The sequence below is a fragment of the Paraburkholderia gardini genome (assembly GCF_907164575.1).
Lineage (GTDB): Bacteria > Pseudomonadota > Gammaproteobacteria > Burkholderiales > Burkholderiaceae > Paraburkholderia > Paraburkholderia gardini.
The window spans coordinates 95,778-114,747 of record NZ_CAJQYY010000021.1; the positions used below are offsets into that span (position 1 = coordinate 95,778).

19 protein-coding genes and 1 pseudogene are annotated in these 18,970 nt (G+C 58.8%); 7 read left to right on the forward strand and 13 right to left on the reverse strand.

All coding sequences use genetic code 11. The annotated features are described in order from the left end of the window. Positions 1–56: 56 nt before the first annotated feature. A complete protein-coding gene (gene boxB / locus LPA34_RS18170) occupies positions 57–1,484 on the forward strand; it encodes a benzoyl-CoA 2,3-epoxidase subunit BoxB (RefSeq protein ID WP_228980708.1) in 1,428 nt (475 codons plus the stop codon). Between the two features lie 76 nt (positions 1,485–1,560). Next, positions 1,561–2,814: a benzoyl-CoA 2,3-epoxidase subunit BoxA gene (gene boxA, locus LPA34_RS18175; protein WP_228980710.1), complete on the forward strand. Its 1,254-nt coding sequence runs from the start codon at positions 1,561–1,563 to the stop codon at positions 2,812–2,814. 649 nt (positions 2,815–3,463) lie between these two features. Here the strand turns inward: boxA and LPA34_RS18180 are convergent. Both LPA34_RS18180 and LPA34_RS18185 read right to left on the reverse strand, forming a co-directional pair. Then, positions 3,464–4,909, reverse strand: a complete 1,446-nt coding sequence (locus LPA34_RS18180; RefSeq protein WP_228980712.1) for a DEAD/DEAH box helicase — start codon at positions 4,907–4,909, stop codon at positions 3,464–3,466. A gap of 142 nt (positions 4,910–5,051) precedes the next feature. Beyond that, a complete protein-coding gene (locus tag LPA34_RS18185; protein WP_228980714.1) occupies positions 5,052–5,249 on the reverse strand; it encodes a hypothetical protein in 198 nt (65 codons plus the stop codon). A gap of 152 nt (positions 5,250–5,401) precedes the next feature. Here LPA34_RS18185 and LPA34_RS18190 point away from each other — a divergent pair. Further along, positions 5,402–5,716, forward strand: a pseudogene (locus LPA34_RS18190) (DDE-type integrase/transposase/recombinase); the annotation flags it as partial. A gap of 241 nt (positions 5,717–5,957) precedes the next feature. Here LPA34_RS18190 and LPA34_RS18195 read toward each other — a convergent pair. Next, positions 5,958–6,458 (reverse strand): nuclear transport factor 2 family protein, encoded by a 501-nt coding sequence (locus LPA34_RS18195; RefSeq protein WP_228980716.1) that lies wholly within the window; start codon positions 6,456–6,458, stop codon positions 5,958–5,960. A 163-nt stretch (positions 6,459–6,621) separates the two neighbouring features. Between LPA34_RS18195 and LPA34_RS18200 the strand changes: the two genes are divergently transcribed. Next, on the forward strand, positions 6,622–7,572 hold the full coding sequence (locus LPA34_RS18200) for a LysR substrate-binding domain-containing protein (protein WP_324251757.1): 951 nt from the start codon (positions 6,622–6,624) through the stop codon (positions 7,570–7,572). A 135-nt stretch (positions 7,573–7,707) separates the two neighbouring features. Here LPA34_RS18200 and LPA34_RS18205 read toward each other — a convergent pair whose 3' ends face one another. The 5 genes from LPA34_RS18205 to LPA34_RS18225 form a co-directional block, all read right to left on the reverse strand. Beyond that, positions 7,708–7,965, reverse strand: a complete 258-nt coding sequence (locus tag LPA34_RS18205; RefSeq protein WP_228980718.1) for a hypothetical protein — start codon at positions 7,963–7,965, stop codon at positions 7,708–7,710. A 228-nt stretch (positions 7,966–8,193) separates the two neighbouring features. Then, complete coding sequence (locus tag LPA34_RS18210; protein ID WP_228980720.1) at positions 8,194–8,610, reverse strand: type II toxin-antitoxin system VapC family toxin; 417 nt, start codon at positions 8,608–8,610, stop codon at positions 8,194–8,196. Next, the gene (locus LPA34_RS18215; RefSeq protein WP_200623186.1) at positions 8,597–8,830 is read right to left on the reverse strand and encodes a FitA-like ribbon-helix-helix domain-containing protein; all 234 of its coding nucleotides are present in this window, start codon (positions 8,828–8,830) and stop codon (positions 8,597–8,599) included. The genes LPA34_RS18210 and LPA34_RS18215 overlap by 14 nt, the downstream gene beginning before the upstream one ends. 852 nt (positions 8,831–9,682) lie before the next feature. After that, a complete protein-coding gene (locus LPA34_RS18220; protein ID WP_228980723.1) occupies positions 9,683–10,336 on the reverse strand; it encodes a glutathione S-transferase family protein in 654 nt (217 codons plus the stop codon). 278 nt (positions 10,337–10,614) lie between these two features. Continuing rightward, on the reverse strand, positions 10,615–11,016 hold the full coding sequence (locus LPA34_RS18225; protein WP_267478873.1) for a MerR family transcriptional regulator: 402 nt from the start codon (positions 11,014–11,016) through the stop codon (positions 10,615–10,617). Between the two features lie 101 nt (positions 11,017–11,117). Here LPA34_RS18225 and LPA34_RS18230 point away from each other — a divergent pair, with 101 nt between their 5' ends. Then, positions 11,118–12,038: an alpha/beta fold hydrolase gene (locus LPA34_RS18230; RefSeq protein WP_228980726.1), complete on the forward strand. Its 921-nt coding sequence runs from the start codon at positions 11,118–11,120 to the stop codon at positions 12,036–12,038. A gap of 252 nt (positions 12,039–12,290) precedes the next feature. On the opposite strand, the gene LPA34_RS18235 is transcribed toward LPA34_RS18230, so the two are convergent. Continuing rightward, on the reverse strand, positions 12,291–13,061 hold the full coding sequence (locus LPA34_RS18235) for a DUF3047 domain-containing protein (RefSeq protein WP_228980728.1): 771 nt from the start codon (positions 13,059–13,061) through the stop codon (positions 12,291–12,293). A 459-nt stretch (positions 13,062–13,520) separates the two neighbouring features. On the opposite strand from LPA34_RS18235, the gene LPA34_RS18240 reads away from it, so the two are divergent. Beyond that, entirely contained in the window at positions 13,521–13,895 is a 375-nt protein-coding gene (locus LPA34_RS18240) for a glutathione S-transferase N-terminal domain-containing protein (RefSeq protein WP_228980730.1), read from the forward strand. A 156-nt stretch (positions 13,896–14,051) separates the two neighbouring features. On the opposite strand, the gene LPA34_RS18245 is transcribed toward LPA34_RS18240, so the two are convergent. Next, positions 14,052–14,669, reverse strand: coding sequence for a LysE family translocator (locus LPA34_RS18245; protein WP_228980732.1), 618 nt, complete (start codon positions 14,667–14,669; stop codon positions 14,052–14,054). Between the two features lie 217 nt (positions 14,670–14,886). Here LPA34_RS18245 and LPA34_RS18250 point away from each other — a divergent pair, with 217 nt between their 5' ends. Further along, the gene (locus tag LPA34_RS18250; RefSeq protein WP_228980733.1) at positions 14,887–15,342 is read left to right on the forward strand and encodes a RidA family protein; all 456 of its coding nucleotides are present in this window, start codon (positions 14,887–14,889) and stop codon (positions 15,340–15,342) included. Positions 15,343–15,376: 34 nt separating this feature from the next. Here the strand turns inward: LPA34_RS18250 and LPA34_RS18255 are convergent, their stop codons facing one another. The 3 genes from LPA34_RS18255 to LPA34_RS18265 form a co-directional block, all read right to left on the reverse strand. Then, complete coding sequence (locus LPA34_RS18255; protein ID WP_228980735.1) at positions 15,377–16,039, reverse strand: glutathione S-transferase family protein; 663 nt, start codon at positions 16,037–16,039, stop codon at positions 15,377–15,379. 160 nt (positions 16,040–16,199) lie between these two features. Beyond that, a complete protein-coding gene (locus tag LPA34_RS18260; RefSeq protein ID WP_228980737.1) occupies positions 16,200–16,769 on the reverse strand; it encodes a cysteine hydrolase family protein in 570 nt (189 codons plus the stop codon). A gap of 358 nt (positions 16,770–17,127) precedes the next feature. Then, on the reverse strand, positions 17,128–18,951 hold the full coding sequence (locus LPA34_RS18265) for a sensor domain-containing diguanylate cyclase (protein ID WP_228980739.1): 1,824 nt from the start codon (positions 18,949–18,951) through the stop codon (positions 17,128–17,130). Between the last annotated feature and the right edge of the window lie 19 nt (positions 18,952–18,970).

An 18,970-nucleotide genomic window follows, 5' to 3' on the forward strand; every position in this document is an offset into this window, starting at 1 on the left:
AACATCCCCTGCTCAACGATCCCGCAACGCACGCGCTCAAGCTCAAGGAAACAGACATGTCCACGATCAACTACAGCGAAAAGATTCCGAATAACGTCAATCTCGCCGACGACCGCACGCTGCAACGCGCGCTCGAACAATGGCAGCCGAACTTCCTGTCATGGTGGGGCGACATGGGCCCGGACGGCTCGCATGGTTACGACGTCTATCTGCGCACGGCGGTGAGCGTCGATGCCGGCGGCTGGGCGCACTTCGATCACGTGAAGATGCCGGACTATCGCTGGGGCATTTTCCTCGCGCCCGGCGACACGGAGCGCAAGATCAACTTCGGCGAGCACAAGGGCGAAGCCGCGTGGCAAGACGTGCCCGGCGAGCACCGCGCGAACCTGCGACGCATCATCGTGACGCAGGGCGACACGGAACCGGCTTCGGTGGAACAGCAACGCCACCTCGGGCTCACCGCGCCTTCGATGTATGACCTGCGCAACCTGTTCCAGGTGAACGTCGAGGAAGGGCGTCACCTGTGGGCGATGGTCTATCTGCTGCATCGCTACTTCGGCCGCGACGGTCGCGAAGAAGCCGACGCGCTGCTCGATCGCCGCTCCGGCGACGACAACAACCCGCGCATTCTCGGCGCGTTCAACGAGCGCACGCCGGACTGGCTCTCGTTCTTCATGTTCACGTACTTCACGGACCGCGACGGTAAATTCCAGCTGTCGGCGCTCGCCGAGTCGGGCTTCGATCCGCTCGCGCGTACGACGAAGTTCATGCTCACGGAAGAAGCGCATCACATGTTCGTCGGCGAATCGGGCGTGTCGCGCGTGATCCAGCGCACCGCGCAGGTGATGAACGAGCTCAAGACCGACGACATCAACAAGCTGCGCGCCGCGGGCATCATTGATCTGGAGACGATCCAGCGGTACATCAACTTCCATTATTCGGTGACGATCGACCTGTTCGGCGCCGACCAGTCGTCGAACGCGGCGACGTTCTACAGCTCGGGCCTGAAAGGCCGTTACGAAGAAACGAAACGCGACGACGACCATCAGCTAGGCGGCCAGAACTACAAGCTGCTGGATGTGCAGGACGGCAAACTCGTCGAACGCGAAGTGCCGATGCTCAACGCGATGAACGAAGTGCTGCGTGACGACTACATCAAGGACTCGGTGGCGGGCGTCGGGCGCTGGAACAAGGTGCTTGAAAAGGCCGGTATCGATTTCCGCATGACTGTGCCGCACAAGGCGTTCAATCGCCAGATCGGCACGTTCGCCGGCGTGCGCGTCGCACCCGATGGTCGCGTGATCAACGAAAACGAATGGAAGGCGAACGAAGCCACCTGGTTGCCGACGCCGGAAGACCGTGCGTACGTGGCGTCGCTGATGGGCCGCGTGGTCGAGCCCGGCAAATTCGCGAACTGGATCGCCCCGCCGGCGATGGGCATCAACCGTCAGCCGGTCGATTTCGAATACGTGCGCTTCAACTGATTTATCCCGGCAATACCAGGCGCCCGGCTGCGCCGCCATCCATCGCGACGCAGCCGGATGCAGGGGGAGACAAAACATGAATGGCCCAGCCCCAATCGCAGTCCTCAGGCAGCATCTGATCGACCCGGAGATCTGCATTCGCTGCAACACGTGCGAAGAGACCTGTCCGATCGATGCCATCACGCACGATTCGAACAACTACGTCGTGAAAGCCGATGTGTGCAACGGATGCATGGCCTGTGTGCCGCCGTGTCCGACGGGCGCCATCGACAACTGGCGCAACGTGCTGAAGGCCGACGCGTACAGCATCGACGAACAGTTCACGTGGGACGAACTGCCCGCGCAGAACACGACGGCGAGCCCCGCGCTCGATGAAGTCGCGCCTCAACCTGGCGCTGGCGATACGGAAGAATCAGCAGAGACATCGGAAGGCATCGAGGTGGATACGGTGCGCGGCTCGACGCTGCCACCCTGGTCGTCGGCCAGGCCGTATGTGAATCTTTATACGCATAAAGACCCGGTGTCGGCGACGGTGGTCGGCAACTACCGGCTCACGGACGAATCGACCGAAAGCGATATCCATCACATCGTGCTGGATTTCGGCACGATGCCGTTCCCGGTGCTGGAAGGCCAGTCGATCGGCGTGCTGCCGCCGGGTTCGACGAAGGACGGCAAGACGCATCATGCGCGGCAGTATTCGATCGCGAGCCCGCGTGATGGCGAGCGCAAGGGCTACAACAATCTGTCGCTCACGGTGAAGCGCGTCACCCAGGACTATCAGGGCAATGCAGCGGATGGCGTGTGCTCGAACTATCTGTGCGATCTGAAGAAGGGCGACAAGGTCGATGTGATCGGCCCGTTCGGCAGCACGTTCCTGATGCCGAATCATCCGAACTCGCATTTGCTGATGATCTGCACGGGCACCGGTTCGGCGCCGATGCGTGCGATGACAGAGTACCGGCGCCGCCGCAGGCTGAAAGGCGCGACCGGCAAGCTGATGCTGTTTTTCGGCGCGCGGACGAAGGAAGAGTTGCCGTACTTCGGGCCGCTGGTAAACCTGCCGCGTGATTTCATCGATACGACGCTGGCATTTTCACGAACGGTGGGTCAGCCGAAGCGCTACGTGCAGGATGCGATGCGCGAGCGTGCAGCGGATGTCGCGCAGATGCTTCGTGACGCGAACACCTACATCTACGTGTGCGGCTTGAAGGGCATGGAAGACGGCGTATTACAGGCATTGCGCGATATCGCCGAACAGAATGGGCTTGAATGGGAACCGCTGTGGAAAACACTCAAACGCGAAGGACGTCTGCATCTCGAAACATATTGAGATCGATCGAGAGGTGAGTGTTTGCGGGAGCCGATGAACGGTGCGCAACGCAGCGTCGCGTTGCGCACCGTTTGTTTTGGAACGCTAACTTTTGTGGATGAGGCTGGCGGGTTGCTTTGCGAGTGTGTTGATTACGATGCGCAGGCGTTTTGCGGCACAGGTTTGCGCTACGCACCGGTATACGTGGAGCTTCCTGGGTTTTAGCTCGAATGCTTTAGCACGCGGATCAGTCGGTACGGTCGGCAGCGCTGTCTGTTCCTATGGTCGGTGAAACGCGTCGGACGGAACCAGGCTGGCAGTAGCCAAAAACATAAGGGCCGGTAATCCAGCCCTTATGGCAGTCTCCTGTCTGGAGCCGTGTCCTTGCCTTCGACCGGCGCCGTTTATCCACGGTCGACAATTAACCCGGCAACTTCATTGACACGTGGGCGGGGGCTGGGTCTGGTGTATTCAGTAAACCGTCTATCCCGTTGATAACACGGTAGGCTTCCACGAGTGCTTTTTCCTTGTCCACATCGTGTCCACCAACAACACGGGCCATCTCGGAAGGGGAGAGCTCCTGCTCCTGATGCACGCCGAAGCCGCGCCACTGTCTGCCAGCGGGCCGCCAACCGCCAGCCTGTTCCAGGGCTGGCGTTACTCGTACGGATCAGGGTTGGCGTTTGCCGCGGCCACCAGCGGGTTTGCCAGCCGGCTTACGTGAACCCGCAGCTGGCTTGCTGGCGGGTTTGCTGCGTGGCTTTTGCACGCTGAATGGGTTACCGCTGGACAAGCTTGTGCCTTTACCCGCGGCCACAGCGCGTTGCGCCGCAGGCTTGCGTTTGTTTTCGCCACTTTGCGGGCGCGGTTTTTTGCTGAGCACCTGCATGGCGCCCGGCGCAGCTTGCGGCACTTTGGGCTTCTTGGGCTTTTTGGGTTTCCTGATGATCTGGCCCGTCGCGCTGGTTTGCGGCACGCGGTGTTCGGCCTCAAAACCCGGCTCTTCTTCACGGCGCAGCGTTTGCCGGATCAGCGCTTCAATCGCGGCCAGTTGCGGCGCTTCATCGGCACACACAAGGGACACCGCCACGCCGCTGGCGCCCGCTCGGCCGGTACGGCCAATACGGTGCACATAGTCTTGCGCCACGATCGGCAGATCAACGTTGATCACCAGCGGCAGGTCGTCGATATCCAGCCCGCGCGCAGCCACATCGGTGGCTACCAGCATATGTACTTCGCCCGTCTTGAAGCGCTCCAGCGCACGCAGGCGCGCGGGTTGCGGTTTATCGCCGTGGATGGTGTCGACCGCATAGCCCGCTTCATCCAGCATGGCCGCCAGATAATCCACGCCATTGCGGGTTTTGACGAACACCAGCGCGTGCTTCCAGTTGTTTTCAGCCACAAGGTGCATGAAGAGGTCAGGCTTGTTCTTTTTATCCACCGGCACCACCCACTGCTTGATCTTGCTGGCCGTGGCATTGGGCGGGCTGACGCTGATATTGACCGGGCCGTGCAGAATGCCCGCCGCCATGGCGCGGATATCATCGGAAAACGTGGCAGAGAACAGCAGGGTCTGGCGCTGAGCGGGCAAGGCAGCAAAGACGGCGTCGAGTTCGCGCGCAAAGCCCAGATCAAGCATGCGGTCGGCTTCATCCAGCACCAGCGTTTGTACCTGATCAAATTGCACTGCGTTCTGGCGATTGAGATCCAGCAAACGGCCCGGCGTGGCAACGAGCACATCCACGCCTTTGCGCAACGTCATCATCTGCGGGTTGATACTCACACCGCCGTAGGCGGCCAGAAATCGTAAGTCGAGGCCTTTGCCGTAATCGATAAAGCTTTGCAGCACTTGCTCGGCCAGCTCACGCGTGGGCACCAGCACCAGGACACGCGCGCGGTTGCTGGACACCGCCGGGCCGTGTTGCACCAGCCGTTGCAACAGCGGCAGCGCAAAACCCGCTGTTTTGCCAGTGCCGGTCTGTGCCGCAGCCATGACGTCCTTGCCACTGAGCACAGCAGGAATCGCCTTGGCCTGCACCGGCGTAGGTGTCTGGTAATTGAGGTCCTGCACATTACGCAGCAAGGGATCGATCAGGCCAAGCGAGGCAAAAGACATTGGCGCATTCCAGGCTAAAGCCGCAATTCTAGCGGTTACCGCCTGATTGCGTCGCGCGGATCAATGGTCAAAAAGATCGACGTTGATCGCCACTGAAAAACGTAGCGGTGCCGGGCGCCGCGCACCGCGCCGGCAAGCTGTACTACGAGACACCGATGAGCAGCACTGCCGCCAGCGCCAGCCCCAATTGCATCAACTGCAAACGCGCCAGTGGCCGTGCAACCAGCCACGCGCGCACCTGCATCGCCACCAACTGCCCGAAATAAGGCCAGAGTCCTGCCGGGCCATCCATGATCGGATCTGCCGCGGTAACGAAAATCAGGAAAAGTCGAGACGGCACGAGCAGGATTGCTTATTTCGCAAGATCGTAGAACTGCAAGGTGACTGAACTATTCCGACCACCGTCATTCTTCATCTACCGTTTCGCTATCGTGTGCATGAGTTCGACACCGCCTGGTTTGCTCGCTCGATGGTCCTGCTCCATCGCGTTGGATTGATAAGAACGGCGTACCCGAAACGATCACAGTGAACAAGAGCGGCGCCAATCTGGCCGCCCTCGAAGCGCTCGATGCCGGGCGACCGACGCCGGTCAAGGTCCGCCAAAACAAATACCTGAACAACATCGTCGAGCAGGACCACGGCGCCATCAAACGCATCATCATACCGATGATGGGGTTCAAGGATTTCCGCTGCGCGCGCATCATCCTGTCCTACATCGAAATCACGCACATGATCCGCAAACGGCTGATGCACAACGACGGCGGCACAAAAATCGCAGCGGAGCAATTCTATTCACTGGCCAGGTAACCATTCCTACTCATTCATAAACTCTATCGATTCATTTGTGTTACCGCGACACAATCATCAGGCTTCTGCCGATCGACCTGCGACTTCATCTCTGCAATGTCCAGACTCGTATCGCGAACACCCTCTCGATGGCTACGAGCTAACCTTTGGACTGATCCCACCGTCAGCCGTCACGACTGATCCACGCACCTTCCCCATGCGCAGCTAACGCCGCGATGCCGTTGCGGTCGGAACCGATGATTCAGGCAGATTGATCCGCTGGAACCAGCATCATCGCCTTACCTCCCAATTTCGGGGCAAGCTTCTGCTGGACCGCGACCACTGACGGAAGCGGGCGCCATGCCACGGTCATGCTATCGACAAGGCCCGCGTCGTTTAGATGCATGTGATCCATTCCGTCAATTACGTGGTCACCGAGTCTAATCGTGAACACGGCGACAAAGTCAGCCCCGTCGCGCAAGAGAAGCTTCGGTTCGAAGGCGTCCACGGTAGCGAGAAGCTGCGTCAGGACATCTGCGACACGCTCCTTCCCTACGAACGGGGCGGGAACGATTGGACTTCTGAGGACGACATTATCTGCCATATGGACCTTGGTCCCTTCGACGTCGCGATTGCCCATGGCTTTGAGGTAAGCATCGAGATGTTCAGCGGTGGTCATAAAAATTTTCTCCTGATAGAACCGGTGCGCCGGCACGGCGCGTTTTGAGTTGCCAACACACTGGCGCTCCCATTGTTCGATCACTGCACACAGGTGCGCCAAGGACTGGATGAAGCGCGACCGGCATCGTGCAGGGGCCGGCCACCTCTCAAATACATCGTAAGGCCATTGACCCATCATCATTAATCGGGGTAGCGTTCACATTAACCATGACAAAAATGTCACTAATGCCGCGTAGGGGGCTAATGTGGAAAATCTGAGTGCGCTGGGCGGGCTGGAAGTCTTTGTCCACACTGCGCGAACGCGGAGCTTTGCGGCCACTGGGCGGGAACTCGGCATCTCAGCGTCAGCTATCAGCAAGAGCATTTCCAGGCTGGAAGAGCGCCTTGGCGTGCGGCTCTTCCAACGCAGCACGAGAAGCGTCCGGCTTACGTCCGAAGGCGAGGTGTTCCTGGAAAGGTGCAGACGGATTTTCGGGGAAGTTCAAGCGGCCGAAGACGAACTTGGTGCAATGGCCCAACATCCGCGAGGGAGGCTAAGGGTGGGGCTGTCACTTTCGGCGGGACTACCATTTCCAGTGCTTTCAGCCTTTATAGAGCAACATCCCGAGATTGAACTCGATCTTGATTTCACTGATCGACTGGTCGACGTAATCGATGAAGGATTTGACGTCGTCATTCGCGGGAGCGCGCTTCGAGATTCACGGCTGGTATCTCGCCTGCTGGGTTCCTGGCGCGCCTGTCTGGTCGCCGCTCCGGAGTATCTGAAACGAAAGGGAACCCCCACGAATCTGGATGATCTTTTGAATCATGCATGTCTGCACTATCGCTGGACACCCACTGGAAAACTGTACCAATGGCCGCTGCGGCATTCGACATTCACAGCGGCAGGCTCGTCGCTGCCTTTGACGGTGGTGTGCAACAGCCTGGACATGTTGCTTTATATGGCTCTGGCAGGGCGCGGGATCGCATGCGTGCCTGATTTCTCTGTCAAAAACGCGCTCGCCGATGGACGCCTTAAAACCGTACTGGACCCTTACGTGACGGACTCCAACGGTATCCATGTGGTGTGGCCCAGCAGTCGGAAAATGACGCCAAAGGTGCGGGTATTCGTCGATTTTGTGCACGCCCATTTTGGCAAGTACCTGGTCGCTAAAGCAGATGACCCGAAACGACAAAAGGTCCGGCCACCCGCTTGAATACAAACTTCACAGGAACGGTGCTCGAGGGTAAAGGCCGCGACGAACTCGACGCAGCGACCTGTTTTGCAGATGAGCCACGCTGCGACGGTCATCGCGAATGCCGCCTCACGTCCGTCAGCACTCAACATGCGCTCAAGTGTCGATGAAGGCGAACTTTCGAATCGTAGCTCGCGCCCATTCGAGAACGGTCTTGCCTGTCTTCGCGTCGATCATCCGGCAGTAATCCGCGTTGCCGCAAAATACCGCTACATAGAATTGGGCCAACCAGTGCCAGGGAGTCGAAAACTTCGGCATATTGACGCCGCGCCCCGTATAGACCTGGTAGCGATAGCCCAGCCCTGCGTAGCTATTTCTCTGTTCCGTCGATTGCTTTTCTTGACTGTCCGTCATGGTGGCTTTTCCTTGGTCAAACAGTGACGGCTTCGGCACGAAACTGGATGCTTAATGAAACCATCGAATCCTTTCCGCACGACGGACACGTGACCTGATCGACAAAACCAGACAGATCGCCTTCGGCGCATGCGCCTGCTGTCGCGCTTTCAAAGCGATTGTGCTCCTTGCACCAGGGACATTTCCAGTCGTCAATGGAGATGGTCGGTCGTGGCATTTCACTTTTCCTTAGTCAAAGGGATTCAACAACCGCACCCCTGTTCCTGCAAAATCATCGACGTTGCGCGTCACAACGGTCAGGTCATGAATCAAAGCCGTGGCCGCAATCAGTTTGTCCAAGGCATGCTCTGGATGGGGCACCCGAAGCCGTCCCCATAGCTGCCCGATTTCTTCGTCTACCGACAGAACATTTTGGGCATAGTCAGCCATGATTGCCCCGAGCCAGGTTTCGAGGATCGTCGCCTGCTGCGTGTCGCCCCTGTGGCGGATCAACTCAACTCCACGGCGCAATTCCGCAACAGTAACCACGGACAAGTAAATATCGCTGTCCCCTCGCATTGCCTGGCGGAAGAAGGCACGCACCCCCTTGTTCGCGCGGTCCCGCTTTCTGACCTCGCTGATGACGTTCGTATCAACCAAATACACGCGACGCCTCGCCGTCATCGACGCGCTCAAAATCCGAATCTGAACCGACGTTTGGAATCCCCGTCAACACTTCCGCGAAGCTTTTACGCTTGGGCTTCCGCAGGGCCTTTGCCAGTATTTCGCGATGCTCGGCTTCGGCGCTGCGGCCATGAGCAGCGGCCAGCTCGCGCAAACTCTGGACCAAGCTGTCGTCCACGTTGCGCACCAAAAGATTTGCCATTGCAGTAACTCCTGTGATGATGCTATCAATGATAGCCTCCGGACGGAGGAATGCAAGCATTGATAGCATCGAAAACGCCATGCGGTTCGTAACTGATATCGGCTAAATGCGGAGTTTTCTTCAGTCCCATTCCAAGTGATCGAAGGCGGATACTCGCCGCAGCAGATTCGTCGCACGTCAAACCTGCGTTTCGCGTTTCCACACGGCCTCGACCCATAAGAGACAACGATCTTTCTACAAAGCGGCCATTAGACTCGGCGACGTTTGCGACTCAAAGCAGGAGCAGCAGCGCACCGAAGAAAAACAGGAAACATCCTGTAGCAAACTGGGCTTGGAGAAAGCCGCGCCATCCTGGATAGCCATATGGCACCGGTTGGGAGTATCGGGTCGGGATAGGCAGGCGCAAAAGCCAAGTGCGCAAGGCGTGTGTGAGCGCGAGCACGCCCCCGGCCAGGATAAATAGCGAAAACGTCCGAGGCGTATCGAACGGAATCGGAATGTCAAATACTTGCATCACAATGGGGACAAGCGCGCCTAGTACCAAAAGTCCGCATAGCAAGCGATAGAGCGGAGTAAGGCTCGTCTTTAACCACGTTGGCGCATTGCTCTTGCCTTGAGGTGGAGGCGTCCAGGTCATTCTGTTTGGCGGATGGGGTCCGTGCGTGGGGACAGGATTTGGCCGTGATTTGAATTTAACCTCATCTCATGGTCCATCGCCTGATTGTTTACGATTCCGGGATTCCCGTCGAGCGTCCAATTCTGGCCGGGTCCTGCCCGACGCGTTGGACGAATCGATCCGAAAAGGACGGTCGGACCTCCCGACAACAGACAAACAAACTGGCAGGGATCGTATTACACCAATGGAGCTGCAAGCCCTTCCGTTTTGATCACGCGCTGGATCGCAGGTCGCGCTAGCATCCGTTGCAAATACTGACCGAGCAGTGGCCATACGCGCGCGGGTTTCGTGAAGCCCCTTGTCCACCGGCAGAGCATGAACGCGTAGGGATCAAGGATCGTGTATTGCTCCCCCAGCAACCAAGGACCATCGCTCGATTGAAGTTGCGACTCCAACTGGTCAAGCAAGGTGCCGATCTTTGATTCGGCATGAGCTTGCACTTGGTTCGCGCCCAGCGCGTTGTCGGCATCCACCCAGCGCTCCGGGTAAAAATAGACAATCAACGCCGTTTGCAGTGTGTTCGTCAACCACATGAGCCACTTGTAAAAGTCGGCACGTTCCGGCGTTGCCAGTCTGGGCGCCATCCTGCTCTCTGGATGTGTGTCAGCCAAATGCAGGCAAATGGCAGCCGTCTCATACAGCACCATGTCGCCATCAACCAATACCGGGATCAATCCGTTGGGGTTCAGTCGCAGATACTCCGTCGACTTATGCTCATTCTGCGTGCGATCTACAAGCATTAAGCCGAAAGGCTGGCCGATTTCTTCCAGAACAATGTGCGGGGCCATGCTTGCGTTGCTGGGGTAATAGAACAGTTTCTTGATGGTCATGTTAACCGTCGATTGCTGATGCCTAGATTGTGTTGCTCATGATAACGCTGCGGTAATTCGCGTGCTCCGACTGGGCATATACACCGGGTAATAGTTGACGATCTACGCACCGATGTCGACTGGCCGCTCATGGCCGACTACTGTCTGACGCGGTCGACCGTAGCCGTTGACCCGAACCGGTCTTCCACCTTGCCAAGCCGAACGTCCGATCAGCACGCGAAAGCCGACGTGGAATGTACCGGTTCCGACCACGGCATCTCGTCGGGCGGTGGCCATTCTCACGGTGTATCAACGCTGTAACTTGTGCGAGCGCTTAGCTGCAATGACTCATTGGTGTCAATCGCATGAAGCAGGCTCGCGACCATTTGCCGGCTTTCACCAAGGTGGCTCAGCTTGGCTTCGAGATTTTCGGCTTCGCGCCGCAATGCCGCACGTACTTCGGCACACGGATGAAAAACAGGCGCAGGACCAAGAACGCAGGGTAGCAACATCCGGATGCTGCTGATCTTCAATCCGGCCGAACTGAGCACACGAATGCGGTGCACCGCATCGATCTCGTCGGGACCGTATTCGCGGTAGCCCGAATCAGTTCTCTTTGGTTTGAGCAGACCTTCATGCTCGTAATAGCGCAGCATTCGCTCGCTAACGCTAGTGCGGCGAGCCAGTTCTCCAATACGCATCACTATCCCCGAAAGTACGCTTGACTTTGACAGCGGTGTCAGAGTTTAACCTTTTTCGACCGGCTCATAGCGCCGGCCACACCATGCGTCGAGGACCATTCATGACATTGTCAACCGATACGTTCGACGGAACGTTTCCGTTTGCGCCGCGCTTCAGCAACGTCGCCGGCTTTCGCATGCATTACATCGACGAGGGACCTGAGGATGGCGAAGTTGTCCTGTGTCTCCACGGGGAACCGACGTGGGCTTATCTATTTCGCGAACTCATACCGCCTCTATCAGGAAGCTACCGTGTGATCGCGCCCGACCATATGGGTTTCGGCAAAAGCGAAACGCCAGCGCATCGCACCTACTGGCTACAGGATCATATCGACAACATCGAAAAGTTCGTCTTGGCCCTAGACCTGAGCGACATCACTCTCATCATGCACGACTTCGGCGGCCCGGTCGGTATGGGACTCGCCGCGCGCCATCCAGAGCGCATTCGCCGAATTGTCTCCGTCAACGGGCCGACGCCGTTCGGTCAGACAACGCTATTCGACCGGCTAGACGCGAATGCGATAGTCTCGCCGTGGTTCCGCTGGATCGCACGCGCCGAGTCAGAAGGCCGCCTCGAATCCGTGCTGGGAGAACTGGGCTTCAATATCCTGAGTATCTTGAAGCTCAATGGCTTCGAGAACCATATGCGCATCAACAATACATGGTTGAGTGCTTACGGCTCGCGTTTCGCCGTACCGGCCGACAGTGCGGGAGCGATCGGGTGGGCAAAAGGTTTTGCGCTCGGAGCGCATCGTTTCGAAGCGCCTGATGCGGCAGCGGTCGACGCGGTCCGGTCAAAGCCGGCGTTAGCGATTTGGGGCGATGCCGACCGCACGCTGGCATCAGAGCATTTTCTACCGCTATTCAGCGAGCTGTTTCCCCAAGCGCCTGTTCATCGGCTTGCTGGCGTTGGTCATTACAGCTTCGAAGACGCGCCGCAGAGAATCGCCGAGCTAATCGCGACATTTCTAAAAGCGCACTAACGCGTCACGGCGAGCAATGCGACGCCGCCCATCTACACGGCGTCGATAGTAGAAGTCACGCTTTGTGCCCAGTTGCAGACATTCGAGTTGGAAGGCCGAAGGTCCCAAACTGGCCGTTTGGACCCCTTGCCCCGGGCCGTCTGTCGTCGGCGCAGGGAGAACGGTCTCGACTGGCAGCTTACGGCGAAAGAACTGAAGGACAGCCACTCCGATCGGACAGATGGACTCAGTTAGTTCGGTCGCTTTGCGTTATCAAGGCCGGGGCAGGAAATCGACGTCTCCGTACCAGGCGCGCGTCGTAGTACCGGTATTATCGGTATCGGTCAGCAGCCCGTAGCCGGTGATTCGTCCTGGCGGTTCGTGAAAGACCCGCTCGTAGTCTTGCACGATATTGCGGCGCAGGCTTTGCCAGTGACCCGCATCGCCGGACAGACCGGAGACCACGATCATCTGTACGCGGTTCGTGTGAGGATTGGCAATGACGGTGCCTGGCGCGGCGGCGGTCGACCAGATATACATCAGCGTGGCATAGGGCAGCTCTTCGCCACCCAGGCGCTTTGCCAGGTCCATCTTGGCCCGGTCGAAAAACGATAGCCTGCTTTTGTCGCCGTCAAATAAGAACACCAGTCGCGCTGGCGCGTCTTCCTTTGATCCGACGCGGTTGTCGGCGCCCTCAATCGGTCCTTTTGCTTTCCAGCGCCACGCCACGACGGGTGTGCGGACGAGGTCGATATTACCCTCGTGCATCAGCGCCGAAGCAGAGCGGTCCGCGTCCGCCTGCAGGACGGTGGTGTTGCCGTCGTGAACGAGCGTGTATTGCGTCAAGGGCTTGCCGTGCGCGACCGGCAAATTCTTCCAGCCTGCGGGCAGTGGCTCGCCGGGCTCGATCGTGGAAAAGGCAATACCCGGTTTTTCGTCCTGGGCAACGAGGGCTGCCGGCAACAGTAGGAGCGCGACGCACACGGCGAGCCAGACTGGCCGGGCTGTTCGTTTCCGCGCTTGATGGATCGAGGTAAGAGGCATGGCTGGTCGTATTCGTCTTTTGGCCAGGATCCATTGTAGTCGGCTCAGCCAACGGCATTTCAGCGGAGCCTTTACGCCGGCGGTTATCTGCAGGGCGCCGCGAACCGAACGCTCGCGGCAGGCACATTGCGCATTTACTCTTCACCATGGATGGGCGAACTGGGTCAAGCGGCGTTCTATCGGCAAATCGCCCAGATGGACCAGCACTATACCGATGAGGTCCAACCGTGCTATGGCGAACTTCGCTGCCGGTTCCCATCTTGTCGGGCGAGAAGGATGAGCGGATTCCGGTCGATCGAGAAATGAAACTATCCGCGATGATCCCCGGGGCACGCTTCACGCGGGCTTCTGGCTCAGGTCGTTCACTGCACGTCGCGATCGCCGCAATTAGGCCGGGACCAGTCGGATCCTTGAAAGAGTAGACTTGCGCGCTCCCATTCGCCGTTCGAGGTAGTCTCTATGTTGATGAAAGTCCTGCGCGTCGGTCTCGGCCAGTTGATCCTACTCGGCGACGCTGTCAGTCGCCCGCGCCCGCAACGTCGCGCGGTGCAAGGTCAGGCGATTGTAGAAAAAGAAGCGGCGCGGCTATCGCTGTATCAGTTCCATGCGTGCCCTTTCTGCGTCAAGACCCGGCGCGCCCTGCATCGTCTGAATGTGCCGATGGCGCTGCACGACGCCAAAAACGATCCCATCGCACGCGATCGTTTGCTGGCCGGCGGTGGCAAGATTAAAGTGCCTTGCCTGCATATTCAGGAAGAGGGCCAGTCGAGTTGGTTGTACGAGTCCAGCGCCATCATCGACTATCTGGAGCAACACTTCGCCGGAATCACGTGATCCGTCGGCCGTCGCGCGCAGTCGTGAGACTTTTATGGAAGCTCCGGCCGGGGCTCGCGGTTTATGCCGCTCCCCCAAAGGGCCCCTGTCGACCCCGCAAGGGACGGTCGCCCGAGCGCATAGCGGCCGTTCAGATAGGCCCCATCGGGCGCTTTGCTAACGAAATGCCTGCCGGATGCCCAGCGCGATAATGAGGCCTCCACATGCGCGGTCGATCCAGGCCTTCACGCGACGATACGCCGTCGCAATCGCCGAGTGCGATAGAACAAGTGCGACTGCTCCGTACCAGCACGTCGCAGTCGCGCCGACAGTCGCAAGCATGGCAAAGAAGGTCGGTGTGGAGACGTGGGCGGGCGCTGCCGAGGAAAACACGGCCGCATAAAAGGCGATGGACTTCGGGTTCGCGATATTTGTCGCGACGCCTTGCAGGAATGCGGCACGAAACAGCGGTGACGACGGAGGGTGAGGTGCTGCTATGTCGCTTGCCCGTGCCGACACAATGAGCCGCAGCCCAAACCAGATCAGATAGGCAGCGCCAGCAAGCTTAACGCCCACAACGAGCCACGGGAAAATGGCAAACACCATTCCGATACCGAAGATGGCGCAAGTCGCCCAGAACAGATTGACTGCCACGATTCCAGCGACAAGCGCGAGCGTATCGGAGCGTCTGCCGGAAACCGCCTTGTGAGCGACTGCGACGAAGTTCGGGCCAGGTATGACGACACCTGCCGCATAGACAGAAAAAACCGTCGCAACAGCAGACGAATCGATCATCTGTTCTCTCGGTGAAGTGCGTGTGTACAGAGCCAGGAAGCGGCCTCAATCGTCGGTATTCTGACGCAATTTGGCATTGACTGCTGTCGGCCGCGTGCAGACTGCCGCTAATGGCATACAGTGATCCGCGTGCCAATGTCCCCGGCACGCCGCAAATCGGTCACCAGCCGCAGGACCAAAGATAATTCAACGATACGATTGTCAGGGAGCCTTCGCGATGGTTGCTGCATCCAACCCTTCGGGCATGTGGTCGCCTTTCGGACCATTTTCAATGGCTGTCCTTCAAGGTGACGGTCAGGTGGTCCACCTGAAAGGCCAGGTTGCGCTTGATGTCCACGGGCATGTAGTTGGCCTGGGCGACATCCGGGCGCAGGTCCGAAAAACGCTCGAAAACATTCGTTATGTGCTTGGGTCAATGGGCGGACGCATGTCGGATACCATTTCGCTCGTTCACTATGCAACTGATATTGAAGCCTTCATGTCAACCGGCGACATTCGAGCAGAGTTTTTCGCCGTACCTTACCCCGTTACGACTACAGTCCAGATTCAACGGCTGTATCACCCCGATCTGATGATCGAAGTAACGGCAGTCGCCGAAATCCCGCGTTCAAGGTTCCGCCTCCCTGACGCATCGTTGACCATTGTCGACGATTCGCAAGGTGCGCCTGAGTGACTGGTTGTGGCCGTTGCGTGCCGCACGCAGTTGCTCATGGCGCTGTTCGGGACATGCTGTGGCGAGCGGCGAATCGCTGCCACCAGCGGGTCAATTTTTCATACCCTTCCATTAATGAAACGGCTTCCGGTGCCTGCATGAAGCAGGCAAACATTGGCGCGGCGTACAGGTCAGCAAATGTCACATCACCGCCGATCAGAAACTCACGGTCGTCGGACAGCCGGGTCAGTTCAGATAGACATACAGCGGCACGCGGTAGCGCGGCGGCGATCTTGTGTTCATTGGCTATCCGGCCTTCGCGAGCTGAAACCACGCGTTCCACGTATATGTCCCAAACGAGCGTTCGGTATGCATAGGCGTCCAGTATCCCAACGATCTGGTTTACCTTCGCGCGGGCCCTAGGATCTGCCGGCTGCAGTTTGCATCCGGGAAAAGCGTCATCGATGTAGCCAACGATCGCGCCTGTCTCGTAAAGATGGAAATCGCCATGCTCAAAGGCCGGAATGCGGCCGAACGGGTGACGCTTCAGATGCTCCTGCGGAACCCCCGTCTCTGCGAAGACATCCACTTCGACCAGGTCATATTTGATCTGCCTCTCTTCCAGCGCAAGCCGGACGATCCGCACATAGACACTCCATGCGGCTCCGTATAGTTTCACCACTTCGGTTGTCGGCACAGCTTCGCCCCAGTCGCGCACGAGAGGCGCGGATACGACAGTTTATTTTAACGAAGCCTGCGATCTCCAATTCGGCGCTGCCAATCGGTGTTCGCACACAGCAGATTTGTCGACGATCTATGTGCAGAGGGCGAGTGTCCCTTCCTAGCCGCACGGAGCCGAATGAACAGCGAGCACAGACTCAACTTTGGTCACTCAACAACAGATTTGCCGTTGTGACGGTGCAGTATTCCGAGTCTAGGTTGGCTAGGGACATCGCGTGAACATCGTCGGCGCTTCGTGCGGTCCCGCTCCAGTCGGTGCGGGCAAACGTGAAACATCCGTCGGCAACGAGATAGGTCTGGAAACCAAGATTGCCAGCCATACGAACCGTCGCCTCAACTGAATTGTTCGTGATCACACCCACTACAACCAGCGTATCGAGGTTACCGTTGCGGAGCCGGGCTTCAAGATCGGTTCCGATGAAGGCACTGTTGGTCTGCTTCGGGATAACGGGCTCGCCATTCATCGGGGTGAATTCTGGCTTGAATTTGTGCCCTGGCTGCCCCGGTCGATAGTGAGAATTTGCGTCGGTGGAATCGTGCCGGACATGCCATACCGGCCAACCGTCGCTGCGCCATCGCGCAAGCAACCTGCTAATTTGCTCTTCAGCATGGGGATTGTTTCGCACGCCCCAACTCGGATGGTCGATCGCTTGCTGCAAATCAATCAGTAGCAGCACGGCACCAGCAGAAGGACGGGCAACTAACATCGGACTCTCCAAGTCTGTTGAGGCGGGCAACTGTTCCAGATTGTCAACGAAATTGGTGGAGCGGTCGACCGGCCGCTTTTGGCCGCCTACTGCCCGATGCGGTCAGCCGTAGCCGACCCTCTCCGACCCGTCGAGCTTCCAGGGTGCAACGGCCGTTACTCGATTCGAGCAGGTGCGCAGGTGTCCGGCCGAAGCCGCCGTTCGCACACCCGCATATCTCGCTTAACCGCGAACCGCCACTCTGAAGAAGATCGAACGCCGTGTGCGTTGACCCGTTCCGCTCGGTCGAGCCTCTATGCATGGCGAAGGCAGGACCATCCACTTACAGGCCGTCGACCACAATATTTATGTATCTTTGTCAGGTCTGGTCGCCATAAATCTCGATCCGGTTCCGCCCCCGCTCCTTCGCGCGATACAGTGCCCTGTCGCCGCGAGACAGCGACTGGTCGACGCCGACGTCGCACGTACGCATGATGTCGATGCCGATGCTGACGGTCAGCGCGATGAACTCATCGCCATGCAGCATGGGGGTTCGCGAGGTACGCTGCTGGACACATGCTGCGCGCGTGATGGCCGCGTCGGCACCCGTATTGGGTAGCACCATCGCGAATTCCTCACCGCCGATGCGGCCTACGATGTCGCCGGCCCGCACTTCGGCCCGTAGCAGTGCCGCGAAGTGACTGAGCGCTTTGTCGCCAACTGCGTGTCCCCAGCGGTCGTTGAGCGCCTTGAAGTGGTCCAGGTCGAACATCAGTACGGCGGCTACGCTACTGCCAGCGCGCCGGATGCGCGCCAGCTCCGCTTCGCTCTGGACCATGAAGTGGCGGCGATTGGGCAGTTGCGTCAGGAAATCGATGGTTGCCAGTTCCTGTAACTCCGCCTCGATGTGCTTGCGATCGGTCACATCCGTGATGAAGCCGTGCCACAGCGTGCTGCCGTCGTCCAGCCGTCGCGGCTGTGCATCACCTTGCCGCCAGCGCAAGCCTTGCTCCGGCAGTCGCACCCGGTATTCCAGGTGCCACGGCAACAGGCTCGCAGCCGATTCTTCAAGCGATTCCCGGTACGCGACCCAATCGCGTGCATCGATCAGCGCGTCGATCGTCTGCGCGCTCGTCGCGGCCTGCTGCGGCGTCAGCTCGTAAATGTTGCGGATTCCTTCGCTCGCATAGGGGAAGAAGGCAAGTCCATCGGACATCAGCCTGTACTGGAAGACCATGCCCGGAACCTCGTTGGTCAGATTCGTGACCATCTCGATGGACTGCTGTAGCTGCGCGGCTGTCTCCCGCAACGCAGTAATGTCGGTCGACGTACCGACCATGCGCAGTGCGTGACCATCGCTGTCGCGCCCGACTACCTTGCCGCGGCTGCAGATCCACTTGTAGCTGCCGTCCTTGCAGCGAATCCGGTGCTCGACCACGTAGCTGTCGGTTTTGTTCTCGAAGTGGCTTTGCATCGTCGCCTGCACGTATGCGAGGTCGTCTGGATGCACGCGAAGATAGGCGTCTTCGATCCGGTTGCTGACCTCGTGCTCCGCGTAGCCGAGCATCGATTTCCAGGCAGGCGAGTAGTCGATTTTGCCCGTGACGACATCGCGGTCCCAGGTGCCGGTTTCGCTGCCGGCAAGCGCCAGCGTCATGAGCTCCCCGCTGGCCTCCAGTTTTCCGACGCGGTGACGCAGCGTGGCGAGTGCCTGCTCGCGTTCGAGTCCGTGGGCGATCAGCCCGGCCAGTTCGCGCAGGAAATTCTGCTGTGCGTCATCGAGGTTGCGAGGCAATTTATCCAGCAGGTACAGCGCGCCCAGGTGGCGCCCGTCGGCACTCGTCAGCCCGCAGGTAGCGTAAAAACGCGGCCAGCGCGCGGCGCCGCCACTTCGTCCGCCGCCAAAACGCTCGTCATCCGATGTATCTGGCACGACGACCACCTTGGCTGTCTTCGTGGTTGCATGCAACGGCGGACCTGACAGGTTCGGCGGCAGCACATCAGGCGGCAATCCGTCGAGCGCCTGAAGTCGCTGCCCATGAGCGTGGGATACGGTAACCAGTGCGGTTGCGACGCCGAAATGAGCCCGCGCGAGGCGCGTCAACGCCTGACATTGCGCGTCACCCGCCGGTATTGCCAGATTGCTGGCAGCGGGCGACGCAGACACAATGCCGTCTTCAACGGAAAATGTACTTGCCGGCATGGGAACGCATTCCGTACGA